The sequence below is a fragment of the Paenibacillus sp. J22P143 genome (assembly GCF_059692035.1).
The window spans coordinates 484,369-497,637 of record NZ_JCAUAQ010000002.1 but is presented as its reverse complement, the minus strand read 5'-3'; the positions used below and the strand labels follow the sequence as shown (position 1 = coordinate 497,637).

10 protein-coding genes are annotated in these 13,269 nt (G+C 43.3%); all 10 read right to left on the bottom strand.

The features are described from left to right. Positions 1-7 precede the first annotated feature (7 nt). Positions 8-850: an amidohydrolase family protein gene (locus AC58PQ_RS05860; protein ID WP_497241021.1), complete on the bottom strand. Its 843-nt coding sequence runs from the start codon at positions 848-850 to the stop codon at positions 8-10. Positions 851-878: 28 nt separating this feature from the next. After that, positions 879-1,976, bottom strand: coding sequence for a mandelate racemase/muconate lactonizing enzyme family protein (locus AC58PQ_RS05855; RefSeq protein ID WP_497241020.1), 1,098 nt, complete (start codon positions 1,974-1,976; stop codon positions 879-881). Positions 1,977-2,014: 38 nt separating this feature from the next. After that, a complete protein-coding gene (locus tag AC58PQ_RS05850) occupies positions 2,015-2,776 on the bottom strand; it encodes an SDR family NAD(P)-dependent oxidoreductase (protein WP_497241019.1) in 762 nt (253 codons plus the stop codon). Between the two features lie 56 nt (positions 2,777-2,832). After that, on the bottom strand, positions 2,833-3,498 hold the full coding sequence (locus AC58PQ_RS05845) for a GntR family transcriptional regulator (RefSeq protein WP_497241018.1): 666 nt from the start codon (positions 3,496-3,498) through the stop codon (positions 2,833-2,835). A 189-nt stretch (positions 3,499-3,687) separates the two neighbouring features. Then, positions 3,688-5,769 (bottom strand): DUF5054 domain-containing protein, encoded by a 2,082-nt coding sequence (locus AC58PQ_RS05840; RefSeq protein WP_497241017.1) that lies wholly within the window; start codon positions 5,767-5,769, stop codon positions 3,688-3,690. Between the two features lie 19 nt (positions 5,770-5,788). Then, entirely contained in the window at positions 5,789-6,682 is an 894-nt protein-coding gene (locus AC58PQ_RS05835; protein ID WP_497241016.1) for a carbohydrate ABC transporter permease, read from the bottom strand. Between the two features lie 14 nt (positions 6,683-6,696). Next, positions 6,697-7,587 (bottom strand): ABC transporter permease, encoded by an 891-nt coding sequence (locus AC58PQ_RS05830; RefSeq protein WP_497241015.1) that lies wholly within the window; start codon positions 7,585-7,587, stop codon positions 6,697-6,699. 75 nt (positions 7,588-7,662) lie between these two features. Then, positions 7,663-9,321: a type 2 periplasmic-binding domain-containing protein gene (locus tag AC58PQ_RS05825; RefSeq protein ID WP_497241014.1), complete on the bottom strand. Its 1,659-nt coding sequence runs from the start codon at positions 9,319-9,321 to the stop codon at positions 7,663-7,665. A 148-nt stretch (positions 9,322-9,469) separates the two neighbouring features. Beyond that, a complete protein-coding gene (locus tag AC58PQ_RS05820) occupies positions 9,470-11,242 on the bottom strand; it encodes a sensor histidine kinase (RefSeq protein ID WP_497241013.1) in 1,773 nt (590 codons plus the stop codon). Next, the gene (locus AC58PQ_RS05815; RefSeq protein ID WP_497241012.1) at positions 11,239-12,636 is read right to left on the bottom strand and encodes a response regulator transcription factor; all 1,398 of its coding nucleotides are present in this window, start codon (positions 12,634-12,636) and stop codon (positions 11,239-11,241) included. Before AC58PQ_RS05815 ends, AC58PQ_RS05820 begins: the two co-directional genes overlap by 4 nt. Positions 12,637-13,269 lie beyond the last annotated feature (633 nt).

Here is a 13,269-nt window from a genome sequence, read left to right as displayed (position 1 = left end):
GCGTCAATTATTCTTGAATATTATAGAAACGTGCCGCCGTTCCACCTAGAATGGCTAATCTTTCTTGCTCCGTATAGTCGGCAATTGCTAGATTGGTTTCGGCCCAGACTTTCTCATAATTACCCGCTAGGTTGGCCACTGGCCAATCGCTGCCGAACATCAGCCTTTCAGCACCAAAATGCCGCAATGCGTAATCAATATAAGGCTTCAAATCATCCGCACTCCATGTGTCCGCATCGGCCGCCGTATTTAATCCTGAGACTTTCGCATAAACATTGGGGCACTGTGCTGCCGCAGCGAACTCATCCGCCCAAGCTCCCATTTGCTTTTCCTTGATTGGCGGCTTGGCGAAATGATCAATCACGATCTTTAGATTAGGTACTTTCTTAGCCAAATACGGGATATGCTTCAGATGATTCGGAAACACCCCTACCACATCGAATGTCATGCCATATGAGGCTAGAACCTTGAGCCCTTCGATCACCGAATCACGAATGACCCAATCCGAATCCTTCTCCTCGTGAATCAGATGGCGAACCCCTTTGAAATACGGATTCTTCGCGTATTCACTAAGTTTGATATCTGCTACTTGAGGAATGTTGAGGGGCACCCATCCAACGACGGCACCCACCCATTCCCTTTCTGCAGCTACATTCAACATATAGGCTGTATCTTCATAAGAGTTCATGGCTTGCACAATAACCGTTTTATGGATGCCTGCCAGCTTTACCAAAGGTTCTAATTCATCTGCTTCAAAATTGCGGCAAATTGGCCCGAAAGCCGGATCCATCCAGGGGTAAGCAACCTTTTCCAGATTCCAAACATGTTGATGCGCATCTATTTTTACCATGCTAGCCTCCTATATGGATATCGTTAGCCTATCTAACCCGATATTCCTGGAAATACTTAGGGAGAATCGTCGTCGAAGCACCTGGCATTTGAGGTAGTACATAGTGCCCATTAACCACTGTAGCCGGCTCCTCAAAAATATGACGAATCCATGGGATGTACTCCAGCATAATAGCGCCTGGCGTAGATGCGACAAGGTGTAAATGAATTTGACCCATATCGCCTACATGCGGGCAAATTGGCACATCATAGGAAGCAGCGAGGCCTGCCACTTGCAGCCATTCCGTAATACCACCGACACGCGTTACGTCAACTTGACAATATTCGATGGCACCTTGGTGAATATAGTCTCTGAACGCGTATTTGTTATACACGTGCTCGCCTAAAGCAATCGGAACATTTAACTCGTCCGCCAGCTTTTTGTGACCCATAATGTCATCTGGATTCAGTGGCTCTTCCAACCAGAATAAATCGAACTCTTCAAGCTTTTTGCCCCATGTCATTGCGGTATTGATATTCCACTGTTGATTGACGTCAATCATGAAAATCACATCGTCGCCGATCGCCTTACGTACTGCCTTACAACGAGCATAATCCTCACGTGAATCCGGTTTACCGACTTTGATTTTAACACCCGTGAAGCCTGACTCTACAATTTCAGCACAATCTTTAACCAAACGCTCTTCCGACCAGTTCAACCAGCCGCCATTCGTATTATAGGCTTTAATCGGTTCCGATTTAGCACCGCCAAGGAACTGCCATAGCGGCTTATTACAAGATTTCGCCATGATATCCCAGATCGCGATATCCACTGCTGCAAGCGCCATGTGTGTAACGCCGGAACGGCCAATCCAGTGCATTTTACCAAAACGCATGTCATTCCATAGCTCTCTGACCATAAACGGATCTTTGCCAATTAGAAGTGGCGCGTAGTATTTATCGATCGTATCGACGATCATATCATCACCATGGGCACAAGTGCCTGTATAACCGTATCCAACAAAGCCCTCATCCGTAAAGATGCGAACACCAGCTAATCCCCAGTGAGTTGCGATATTGATTGCATCTGTAATTGGTGGTGTAATCGGCACGTGCAAAACAAAACTTTCGACTTTTGTAATTTTCATCTGAAACATCTCCCTATTGTATGTGTATTTACCATGTATTAATAACCAAGTGAAGCTCCGCCATCTACGGGGAGAGCAACGCCTGTAATGAAACCGGATTGAGCGGTAGCTAGGAACAACGCAGCTTGAGCAATTTCTTCCGAGGTTGCTGGTCGGCCAATGGGATGCATATCATTCAAAAGCTGAACTGTTGCGGTCGGATCATCTTGGTCTTGAATCCATTGCTGTAGTAGGGGAGTCGAGACCCCGGCTGGACAGATACAATTCACTCTGATGCCATCCGGTGCATAGTCGAGTGCTAATGCCTTCGTCATGGCGACGACTCCGCCTTTCGTTGCGGCATAAACGGGATTCATCTTTTGTCCAACCAAGCCGTTGAGGGAGGCCATGTTGACGATCGATCCTCTCGTTTTTCTTAAATAAGGCAGCGAATGTTTGACCGTTAGGTACACACTCTTCAAATTTATGTTGAGGAGACGATCCCACTCTCCTTCCTCCACGTCCTCTAAGAACTTAGGCAAAATGACAGCTGCATTATTGACGAGAATATCCAGCTTTCCAAATCGTTCTACGGTTTCTTGGATAAGTGATTGGACATCCGCATCTTTAGAAACATCGACTTTCACCGCCACGGCTTGAAGTCCGGAAGAGGTTAACTCATCCGCCAACCGCGCTGATTCCTTTTCATTCCAGTCCGCTATGATAACCGCTGCACCTTGGGCTGTGAACAATCGGACAATCGCTTCGCCGATACCCGATCCGCCGCCCGTTACGATCGCTGTTTTTCCTTCTAAATTCATTTACGTTGCCCCCTCTCGATTATCATATATCGTGTATGATTTATTTCAAAAAAAAATTATAGAAAAAAGTTTCTAGTCCGAATATGCGAATGTTTTAAATGCTGAAGTAAAGCTTCTTCTGCAGCTTCAAAATTGCCAGACGTCAACTCTTTTACAACCAGCATATGCTCCTGCCATTCATCTTCAATCACTTTCTGATCGATTCCTTTATGGATGAATGATAAATATCTCTGAATTTTTTCTATATATAAATGGATAAGTTGATTTAACGATTGGTTGTCACTGTATGCCAGAATTAAACCATGCAAGCTTTCGTTCATTTCGGCAATGAAAAGAATTTGTTCGTCGCTTTCCGTCGGTTTCCTGTCAGACCAGCTTTGCATGGCCCGCTCCAGTTCCACTATGGCATCCCGCGGTATTCTAGGGGCGGCCTTCTTTATAGCCAAGCCTTCTAGCTCCATCCGAATTTCAAACATTTCATCCAGCTCTTGCAGCGACATTTCGGCCACATACATTCCTTTGAAAGGCACCGTATTGACCAAGCCTTCTGCCGTTAATCTCGTGAGCGCTTCTCGAATAGGAATGTTACTGACTTCTAGATCTCGGGCTAATTGATCAATATTGATCTTCCCACCCGAAGCAATTTCATGGTTAAGGATTCGTTCTTTGATTAACGTATAAATTTCATCGGTTAATACATAGCGACTTAGGCTCTTTTTCATAATAATCACCTCAATATCTGAATGGGATTTATAGTAATATGTTTTCAAAATCTTTATATTACAAATCATACACGATTTAGGATATAAAATAAATAGATATTTTTTCGACTTAATCCGTAGATAAATAAAGCGGCTCCGCCAAGCGGAGCCGCTTTATTTATTCTTTATCACCTGCTGCTAGCAACTCACTTATCTGTTAGATCTGAACCATAATCGGAAGCGGTATTTCATATTCTCCTCGAACCACATGCGAAAATTCGTTCCCCATACGTTGTTATGCAAATTAAAATGAAATCCACCTTCCAGAGGTGCGAACGTATTGTTGAATTGCAACAATCTTCTTTCACCGGGACATACGATGGGAGCATCCAACGTCTCGATTATGAGGCCCCCATCCGATCCTTCATAATAAAGTCCTGTATTCACAGCGTGCATATTCCGATTGCCGTTCTTAACTACGGATAATGGTGAAACACGTGTGCCCAGTTTATCCATGGTCCACAAATTCGGATTGTCAACGCAAGGGACAAACGAGAACCAGCTTGCTTCCGGCAAACGGCATGCCAGTTTATCCATCCAGTTCAACTCCACATCGATGTTACAATCGTTATGATGGAACGTATATACGATCGCGAGCTGATGAGGTGCGCCAAAGTGAATGCAAGCATCGGACGGCATCTCTAATTGAGCCCATACTTTGTCAGTATCAACCCCTCTTTCCATTTGGAGGCTTCTTAAAATCGGACGGTACTGCTTATGTTCTGGAGTTGGCTCTGCATATTCAATACCGGGCTTGCCGTGATCGGGAATCGCCCAAGAATAATGCTGTTTCATGTTAATTGTATATTCTTTAAAATAGTTGTCGTAGTTTTCTTTGCCGAATGTTTCGTATCGGTAGACAGCTAACCTATTTTCATCATTTGCCCATACTTTCCCATTCGTGTCGACCAGTTGATCGATAGAACCGTCGGAAGCGAAGCTTACGTGAAATTTTCCAAACGTATAGCATCGGTTCATTTCAAGATTTTCAATGCTTGCGATGTCATTTGAATGATATGAACTGACAGGGTTCAGGCTGTCTAACACTTTCTTCGCTTCGATTTGCAACTCCGAACTAAGCGCTGACACCGCCTGATCCAGATATGCTCGTTGCTCCTCCCACGAGCTTTCAAAGTGCCGATAGCTGCGCTCTTTACGCCCAAGTTGATTAAACGCATCATAAGCGCCTTGAAGCTCTTCATTCCTAATTAGATCCTTCGATCTCGCCGCCGTAAAATCCGTAGCAGAGTAATTGACGTAATCCGCCAAATAGGTTTTCTCATCCAACCCCCAAGTATGCTCTGGGATCAACATGAGACGATTGCAAAACTTGCCGTAGCTTTCACCTTTTGGATCTAGAGAACCCATATCAACCCATTTATCCCTTAATCGAAGCAGTTCCCGGTAGCGTGCCACTTTGACCGGATCGGAAGCCATGCCATGGATCCACGAATCACCGATTTCCTCACTGACGACCGGAAGCATATGCTTACATGCCAGCAGCTTTTCAGCGAAGGCGTCCAGTGTTGACGCGGAAATTTCCGCACTCGGATAATCAGTTTGCAATCGGCTGTACAGCCTCTCTATTTCTTCTATTGATGAAGGACCGCAATTATCTCCCGTGTGCGCAAAATAGAGCACATCCTCAAGACCTTCTACTTCCAGCCGTTGGCCGTAATCCGCAGCGTAATTCACAATCAATTCCGAACCATCGCTTGCACGCCATATAAACACTTGTGGAACTGACGGAGGCTTACTTGAAGGATTTACGCCCACATGCAAATAACGGATGCCATTTCTCGCCAAGATGGGCACCATAGCAATTGAATGCCCTGGAACATCTGTCATTTTTGCGGCAATCGTTTTCTTCCCAAATCGTTGATCCAACTTCATGGAGATCGACAAGCCATATTCAAGTAGTGTTTTATCCATCAATTCCGTATGTGTTGTAAAAGGGAGACCGTGCCACGCAATATGCCCTCTACGAATGGATTGTTCCATTTGGATCCGCTGCTCTTCCGACGCGGATTGCAAATATTCCTCGATCAACCAAGACCCGACTGTCCAAATAAAGTTCGACCGTCCTTCTTCTCTTGCCATACGTTCAGACAATGATAAGGCTTGCGGAATAAACATCGTCATGTACTTGTCAACCACATTAGCCGCAAGATCGGTAAACCCGATATCCAGATGCGTTTTGAAAATAACGTGTACTTTTTTAACTGTCGTCATCAATTTAACCATCCTTCATTTATTCTTTAACAGATCCGAGTACGATTCCGTGAATAAAAAATCTTTGCAAAAATGGATAAATGATCAATAGTGGGAGCATCGTCACAATAAGCTTGGCGGAATTGAGCGTTTTATCCGAAGCTTTAAATAATTTTATTAATTCTTCGGTAGTTAAAGTGCTAAGTAATTGCGGATCGATCCGTACCACCAGCTGCTGAATATACGTCTGAAGCGGATAGTTTTCCGGCTTATTCATAAAAATCAATCCGTCAAAAAAGGAGTTCCAATGTCCGACAATACTGAAAAGTGTCACTGTTGCCAAGGCAGGAAGCGATATCGGAATAAAGATTCGCAAGAGCGTGTTAATAGGTCCTGCTCCATCTACAACCGCTGCCTCAGAGAGCTCTTTAGGCAAATTTCTGAAAAAATTCATGATCAGAATGACGTTAAAAATCGGTACGGCCCCGGGTAATACTAGCGCCCAAACGGAATTTAGCAGATGCAGCTCAGCTACGGTTATATAAAGAGGGATGAGCCCGCCTGAAAAAAGCATACAAAACACCAAGAACCACATATACATGTTTCTCCCAGGAAACAGTTTCGATTCTTTTGACAATGGATACGCCATCAGAACCGTTAATACAAAGTTGATCGCTCCGCCGATCGCAACTCGCTTCACTGACACAAGGAAAGCTTGAAAAAATTTATGATCTTGTAAGATGATCTGATAAGAGGACAAATTGAATCCTACCGGCCATACAGACACGATTCCCGCATTCGCAGCGGCTTTATCGCTAAAAGAGAGAGCCAATGTATACCAAAGTGGAAATAGTGACATACAAAAAATGAGTGTCAATATTAAATAATTACCAAAATCAGCGCTTCGGCTAAGCCATGTCTTAGACTGAACCATATAATCCCTCCCCCCTAAAAGATTCGATAATTAGCAAATTTGCTCGCCAGCTTATAGGATAGTGCGATCAACAGGATAGCAACTACTGATTTCAATAATCCGACGGAAGTCGCCAAGCCATACTGAAAATTAACGAGCCCCACCCGGTAAACGTAGGTATCGATAATGTCACCGGAGCTGTAAACAAGCGGGTTATATAAGTTAAACACTTGGTCGAAACCAGCATTTAAGATATTTCCTAAGCTTAGCGTAGATAACAAAATGATCGTTGGCAAAATACCGGGAAGCGTTATATGTCTCAGTTTGCTTAATCTGCCGGCACCATCGATTTCCGCCGCTTCATACAAGGCGGGGTTAATTCCCGCAAGTGCCGCCAAGTACACAATAGCGCTGAAGCCAAATTCCTTCCAAACGTCACTTCCGACGATAATGTAGCGAAACCAACTGTTACTAGCCAAAAAAAGAATAGGATCAATTCCAAACTGGCTTAATATTCGGTTAAAAATCCCGTCCAAGGAAAGCATGGTTGTCAAAATCCCCGACAAAATGACCCAAGATATAAAATGCGGCAAATATACCACCGTTTGCACCCATCGCTTAAACCATCGCGTTCGCACCTCATTTAAGATCAGCGCGAAGGCAACAGGTACAATGAGACCAGCTATTATTTTCATGGAAGCTATAATAATGGTGTTTTGAAATACAATTCGGCTGTCCGGGATCTGAAGCATGAATTTGAAATTATCGAGGCCGATCCACTCTTGCTTGAATATCGGAATGCCTGGAATAAAATTTTGGAACGCAATGACGGCCCCAAACATCGGGATCAAGCTGAACAGGATGAGGAAGACCATTCCCGGCAGCAGCATTAAGTGATAGGTGATGAGCCATTTGCTCGACCTCATACCCAAACCTCCAATCGATTCTGAATATAGGAGAAGCGCCATGCGAAAGGCTGGCGCTCCCCTGACCTTCAATTTCTAGTGGTTCATTTCTTGCGTAATTTCATTAATGATATCCTTACCGCCAAGGCTGTTCCATTGAGAGACGAAAGAATCAAAGCTATCCAGCGGTGTTTCACCCATAATGATCTTTAAGAAGGTTTCATTTTCAAGCTTTTGCAAAGTCGCCCACTTCTGATCCATGGTTTTCGTTTTTCCGAAAAATACATTTCTGACCATATTGATTTTATCAGAGCCCATCAAAATGGAACCATCTGTCCTTGCGATTGCATTGCTCCATACATTTAGGTCCTTTTTAGGGTTTTCCTTATTTTTCATCACATCGTCATACATGGATTTCAATTCCGCATTTAAAGAAGACGGATTTTTGGAATCTACAGCCTTTGTAATATCCGCAGCGTATTGGTACACCGTATCTTCAGGACCGACTTGCAGCGTAAATGGCCACAGTCCCCACATAGCGCCGACTCCCTGCACATCCTTGTAAATGTCCTTCGCCCCTGGATCAAATTGTCTAATTCCGTCGTACTCCACGTTCAGCGTCCTGACAACAGCTTCCGGATGCGCATACCCCTTACGTACAACAAGGAAACTACTCGTCGGATCTTGATCTGCGGTATTAAATTTACCTTTCGTATCAATTGGCGCAAGGAACGGCTTCCATTCCGCCGAAGGATCATTCTTCAAGGAATCTGGCAGCGGCCAATAAGGGCTCCACCATGGACCAAAAACAATGCCTACCTTGTTGTTGGCCACTACTTCGTTCGGATCTTTACGCAGTGCAAATTCTTTGTCGATAATGCCCTGAGCATAAAGGTCGTGCAGCTTGCCTAACGCTGTTTTCATCTCAGGCAATGTTGAGCTGTATGTGACCTTGCCAGAAGCATCTTTGAGCCATTGACCCTTGTAGGCATTCATCGCCCCGAAAATCGGGTCGAAGCCGTGTGTGGCATTCCAGCCCGCAAGTGTTGGAATACCTGTAAAGCCAATCGTACCTTTACCGCTAGCATTCTTATCAACAAATGTTTTGGCGATGTTCACCAAATCATCGAGCGATTGAGGCGCCTTCAAACCATATTTGTCTAGCCAATCCTGGCGGATCCAGGTAATGTTAAATTGCTGACCGATCTGAGTATTAGGAAGAGCCATTAGCTTTCCATTAAACGTTGCCCGTCCCAGAACACGATTATCATAGGATTTATATAACCCTTTGATATAATCATTCGCATTATCTTTATAAACATTTGTAAGATCTTCTATAAGGTTGGCTGCTACAAGCTGCTTCAATTGCGACTCGTTTACAAGAAAGGCATCCGGTAAATCACGGCCTGCGATTGACACGCCAATCTTCTGATCATAGGCTTCAGGGGTCTCTACTTGCCAAGATAAGTTAACCTTTACATTTAGTTTTTTCTCCACGTAACGAAAATACTCATTGTTTCCTACTGTATCGCCATTCGGAAGCTTTAAATCTTTGGTGACGTATGCTTTAGCGAGGTTGAGGGTAACAGGCTGATCATATTTGACGTATGGACCTACTGAAGCTGCACTAGGCGCGGTCGAAGCTTTGCTAGAAGCTGCTGAACTAGAAGGCGCAACCTCAGTCTTCGTCTCGCTGCAAGCGCTAACAATTAACATTAACGAAGCCAAGACTAACACGGACCTTTTCTTTGACATTTCCTTTGCCTCCCCTGGATATATCTGAATGAATGTGAACTACTGCTTAAGCATAGCAGTAAGCGGAAATGATCCGTGAGAGAATTGTGGTGTTCTCAGGAGGAATTTCGTCTTTTCAATAAACAGCGGGATCGTTTAGACCGTTTTCTTACTCGTTCTGACCATTTTCATACCTTGGCCTTCGTAGTGGCATGGTTAATGTGACAACAGTACCCTGTCCTTTCAAGCTTTCAATAGTAAATCTGCTATGATCACCGTAATACGTTTCCATCATTCGTTTGACATAATCGAGACCGATGCCTAATCCTGATTCCTTTAATGGATTTTTTTCTTCCATCATCACTCTTGAAATTTCTTCCGGGGTCATTCCTCGCCCATTATCCTTAACCTCAACGAGCACGGTATGCTCGTTACTCCTTCGGATGCTGACTGTGATCTTGCCGTAATCATCATGGAGTCCATGATAAATCGCATTCTCCACAATGGGCTGAAGAATAAATCGTGGAATTTCGATCCCCTTCAATCCTTCATCAATTTCGCACAAAACTTGAAAATCATAATCATATCGAATCCTCTGTAAAGTTACATAATCTTGTAAGGCCTCAAGTTCAACCTGGAACGGTACGATTTCCCCCTTTTTCCCAAGGTTGTAATTGAGTACACGGGTGAAAACAGAAACAAGCCGGTCGATTTCGGTTTGTCCGTTCATTTTGGCCAGCCATTGAATCGTATTCAATGTATTGTGAATGAAATGGGGATTAATCTGGTAGAGCAGTTTCTCAACCTCCAGCTTACGCTTATTCGCTTCACGCTGTTCCACGTCGGTGATCAATTCTTGGATTCGATTTCTCATTTGAAATGATTTGTGCGTCAGCGCATCAAATTCAGCTATGTTCGTATACGCAACGGTCGAATCGAATCGCTCATCCGCCAGCAGGTCGATTTGCTTGCCCACTCTCTTTAATGGACGATACACCATTCCCCATAATACGTAAGCAAATATCAAGCTGAACAACAAACTTGTGCATACGATTAATGTGAATCTCACAAGCCATGCATAGAACTCATTCTCATAATCCTTTTTATTGATGACCGCGAGCAGACTCCAGCCTTGCTCATTACGCTGTCCGAAAATATAGGTATTAGCTTTGACAGTCTTAAATGTACCTGTAGAGGATTCAACTTCAAAACGCATGCCGGGCTTATAGGACTCCACAGCATCGCTGTAAACAATTATGCCTTCATCATTGATCAACACATTGGATGCGGGCATGCCATACTGCTGCTTGTTCAAAATATTTTCAAGCAATTTCAGATTCGTCTCAATATAAATGTAGGCTTGATTCGTTTCATCAAAATTGTTCGGATTATAGACTGGCCTCAGCAACGAAAAAACTTGGTTCTCCCCATAACGATAAAGTGTGCGATGCGGGCCTGAAAAAACGCCGCCCTTCCACTTCGCAAGTAAAGGTAGATTAGAGAAATCAGCGTCAGGGCGAATCACCAAATTTTGAAACGGAATTTCGTTTTTTTTGGACAAGCGGTACAAAATTACACCGAGATCAGGGTTCGTAAAGTTTACCAGGTTCAGATTACTTTGTATGGCCTGACTAAGCTCTAATTTTTGATAACTGCTGTCCATCGATAAATAACTTAATAACTTCTGCCCCACACTGCCTTCATTCGTAAGCTGTAACGAAGCGTAATCCATATTGTTGAGCGTGCTTTGGAGGCTAGCACTTGTCAGCTTCAACACATTAAACAAACCCGATTCGATTTTATTGTTGGTACTTTTTTTAAAAGAGACAATGGAAACGGCACCTAATAATAATAAGGGAATCAATGTACTTAACATTAAGATGATGATCATTCGTGATTTTAAGGTATAGGTAGGTGGAAGAAGGCTAAATGGACGATTCATACTTTTTCCTCGCTTATTGAAATCCGTTGTTTGCGATAATCGTTCGGGTTGATTCCATAGAGATGGCGAAATACTTTGCTGAAATATTTTTCATCCTGAAAACCAGTTTGTTCGGCGATTTGATAAATAGGGAGATTCGTTTCGTGTAAATAATCGACAGCTTTGCGCAGACGTATTTCTTTTAAATATTCGCCATAGGGCTCCCTCACCATTTCTTTAAAGATTTGGCTGAAGTAACTCCCGCTCATTAAATACTTGGCTGCCAATTCATCCCGGCCAAAGGAGTAGTCGTTTGTTTGTTGGATATAGCGAATCGCTTTCACCAGATTTACAATCATTTCCACGCCATACGAATGTCGCTTCAGTTCATTCCGTATGGCTGTTCTAGTCTCTTTCAACCAATCTACCCAAACCGTCCAACGTAGAAATGGATTGTTGTCTTGTAAGCGGTTTCGAATAAGTTCGCTCTTTACGATTTCAAGCCAAGGGGTCCATAATCCATTCATCAAGTTATGTACTTTATTCGGCTCGTGCATGGCATGTACCATTTTTTTGAGTAATCCGTCAAAATGATTATCATCATAGATCCAACGCATATCGAGCCACTGATCTTCCACCAACCGCCACTCTTCATCTGTACTCAACTGAAACTCAGATATCGTGTTCACAGAAAGCCTTCCTATCTTTTGACCGGCCTCGAAGTGATAATATGAAATGAATGGCACGATCACTCGAAGTCGATCATAAAAAAACGGCGTCGATTGCGGATTCCTTCCCTCCACATCCAGCCAGATCGAATTCGTTTGCCAGGATATACAGGATTGCGCTTGAACGTATGAATCGCTTTGTTTCATAGAAGAGATAAACCACACACCGTTATCTATTTGGATTACCAATTCTGGCTCTATAAATTCTAAAGGGAATTGTTCGGATTTGTTCTCGCTAACAAGCACATGACCGCAAATTTCAGATTCATGACGTATGCTGCTTTGCGCGGGAATTCGCTTATGCTTTTCCTTGAAGATTCGGCAGGTAATTCGTTCTAGAGCATGTTCTATCGTTTCTTGGTCAAGTTGTGTCTTTATGATATAGTCAATGGCACCAAGTCGCAGGGCTTCTTGAATATAGGTGAAATCCTGATGGCAAGTAAGCACAACCATCCAAGTATTGGGAAAGCGTTCTCCAATCTCTTTCATCAATTCAAGACCACCCATAATAGGCATTGTCAAATCAACAAAAATAAGATCTACAGCATGTTCATGCAATATTTCAAGAGCGAGTTCTCCATTCGCCGCTTCGCCTACAATTTCAATTTCATATTGCTTCCATGGAAAAATAGAAATGATTCCTTTTCGAACAAGCTTTTCATCATCGACGATAAGGGTTTTGAGCATTAGATCACCTCTATGTTTGTTGATCTGTTCTTTATCATTAGAGACATATATTTCAACAAACTTCTCACTAATCCTGCATTTGTATTTTGGGAACGAGTTTCACTTGTTTTAAACAAAAAAACTGCCTTCTCCGAAGAGAAAAAGCAGTTTCAAGCTAAACCCCCAGCGCATCAGGCGTATTCCTACTATACAAGTTTTTCTTTCAGATTGACGAGCATATACTGCATTTGCTTGGCTTCCATTGTAACGGTGAAAGTTCCCTCAGCAATGCCGGATATTTCAGATTGTATTTCTTCCAACACATTCGTTCTGTATGCGTTTCGATCATACGGTTTGGCAAGAGCAACGTCGTATTGACTTCTTGCTCAGAATGATTGATAAGGCGTACTAACAGTCCCTTACTTTTCTCCACTGGCTTCAAATCGAACACTTGAACGCAATCATTGCCGAAATTGAAGTCACCAACCTGAACGAGCGGCGCCACGCCTTCAAATTTAACGGTAATGTGAAATAAGTCCCTTCAGGTTTCGTGATGTCTTGTTTGAAGAAGGAGGCTTTCATTTCAATATCTGGGATGAATCGGATCGTTTCATCCCTCTTGCTTCTTTCGTTTCATTTGCTTTGCCAAATTGC

Bases quoted from the DNA above. Each gene is read 5' to 3' on its own strand.
- AC58PQ_RS05835 (WP_497241016.1), bottom strand. From the start codon at position 6,682: ATGGTTCAGTCTAAGACATGGCTTAGCCGAAGCGCTGATTTTGGTAAT.
- AC58PQ_RS05850 (WP_497241019.1), bottom strand. From the start codon at position 2,776: ATGAATTTAGAAGGAAAAACAGCGATCGTAACGGGCGGCGGATCGGGT.
- AC58PQ_RS05830 (WP_497241015.1), bottom strand. From the start codon at position 7,587: ATGAGGTCGAGCAAATGGCTCATCACCTATCACTTAATGCTGCTGCCG.
- AC58PQ_RS05860 (WP_497241021.1), bottom strand. From the start codon at position 850: ATGGTAAAAATAGATGCGCATCAACATGTTTGGAATCTGGAAAAGGTT.
- AC58PQ_RS05840 (WP_497241017.1), bottom strand. From the start codon at position 5,769: ATGACGACAGTTAAAAAAGTACACGTTATTTTCAAAACGCATCTGGAT.
- AC58PQ_RS05825 (WP_497241014.1), bottom strand. From the start codon at position 9,321: ATGTCAAAGAAAAGGTCCGTGTTAGTCTTGGCTTCGTTAATGTTAATT.
- AC58PQ_RS05855 (WP_497241020.1), bottom strand. From the start codon at position 1,976: ATGAAAATTACAAAAGTCGAAAGTTTTGTTTTGCACGTGCCGATTACA.
- AC58PQ_RS05820 (WP_497241013.1), bottom strand. From the start codon at position 11,242: ATGAATCGTCCATTTAGCCTTCTTCCACCTACCTATACCTTAAAATCA.
- AC58PQ_RS05845 (WP_497241018.1), bottom strand. From the start codon at position 3,498: ATGAAAAAGAGCCTAAGTCGCTATGTATTAACCGATGAAATTTATACG.
- AC58PQ_RS05815 (WP_497241012.1), bottom strand. From the start codon at position 12,636: ATGCTCAAAACCCTTATCGTCGATGATGAAAAGCTTGTTCGAAAAGGA.